Here is a 996-nt window from a genome sequence, read left to right on the forward strand (position 1 = left end):
GGGGTCGTCGGCAGCGTCAGATGTGTATAAGAGACAGCACCTAGGCGTATCCAATAGCGCAAGGCCCGAAGGTCCCCTGCTTTGCTCCAAAGAGAATATGCGGTATTAGCCATCGTTTCCAATGGTTATCCCCCTCTACTGGGCAACTTCCTAGGCATTACTCACCCGTCCGCCGCTCGACGCCGAAGTAGCAAGCTACTTCTCGTTTCCGCTCGACTTGCATGTGTTAGGCCTGCCGCCAGCGTTCAATCTGAGCCATGATCAAACTCTTCAATTTAAGATTTTGTCGGCTCAATGAATACTGACTTCAAAACTAATCTTCATGTAAACATGAAGATGTAACTTTAAAGCTATTACCTTTCCAACAGAAAGATAATGAATTGACTGTGCCAAATAACCGAAGTTATTCGTATTGGTCACTCAGTTCATTGAAGCCCAAGTGTTTCCGAAGAAACTGTTTTACCTAAGTAAAACATTTTGGATTTTCATCAACGAGTGCCCACACAGATTGATAGGTTTAAATTGTTAAAGAGCTTTGCTTTCAATGCGTTAGCACCTAAGCAGGAGGCGTATAATACGCTTTCCACTTTGAAAGTCAACATAAACTTCTAAGTTATTCACTTAAAACTCTATGGTGACTCGTCTCATCGAGACAAGTCGAATTTAAAGCCTGGCGATGTCCTACTCTCACATGGGGAAACCCCACACTACCATCGGCGCTACTGCGTTTCACTTCTGAGTTCGGCATGGGATCAGGTGGGTCCGCAACGCTATGGTCGCCAAGCAAATTCTAAAATTCGGAAAACTGATTAATAAAAGTTCTGTCTACACATTCAAATATGTTCTTGCTTTGAGTCCAATCAAAACCCCTTGGGTGTTGTATGGTTAAGCCTCACGGGCAATTAGTACAGGTTAGCTCAATGCCTCACAGCACTTACACACCCTGCCTATCAACGTTCTAGTCTTGAACAACCCTTAAGGGCACTTAAAGTGCCA

Annotated in this window: 3 rRNA genes; all 3 read right to left on the bottom strand. The window is 44.2% G+C overall.

Annotation, left to right across the window (positions count from 1 at the left end):
- A 16S ribosomal RNA gene (locus tag L4D20_RS24215) occupies nucleotides 1–277 on the bottom strand; the annotation flags it as partial.
- 391 nt (nucleotides 278–668) lie between these two features.
- Nucleotides 669–784, bottom strand: a 5S ribosomal RNA gene (gene rrf, locus L4D20_RS24220).
- A gap of 97 nt (nucleotides 785–881) precedes the next feature.
- A 23S ribosomal RNA gene (locus tag L4D20_RS24225) occupies nucleotides 882–996 on the bottom strand; the annotation flags it as partial.

Source organism: Vibrio kyushuensis (genome assembly GCF_050337325.1).
Lineage (GTDB): Bacteria > Pseudomonadota > Gammaproteobacteria > Enterobacterales > Vibrionaceae > Vibrio > Vibrio kyushuensis.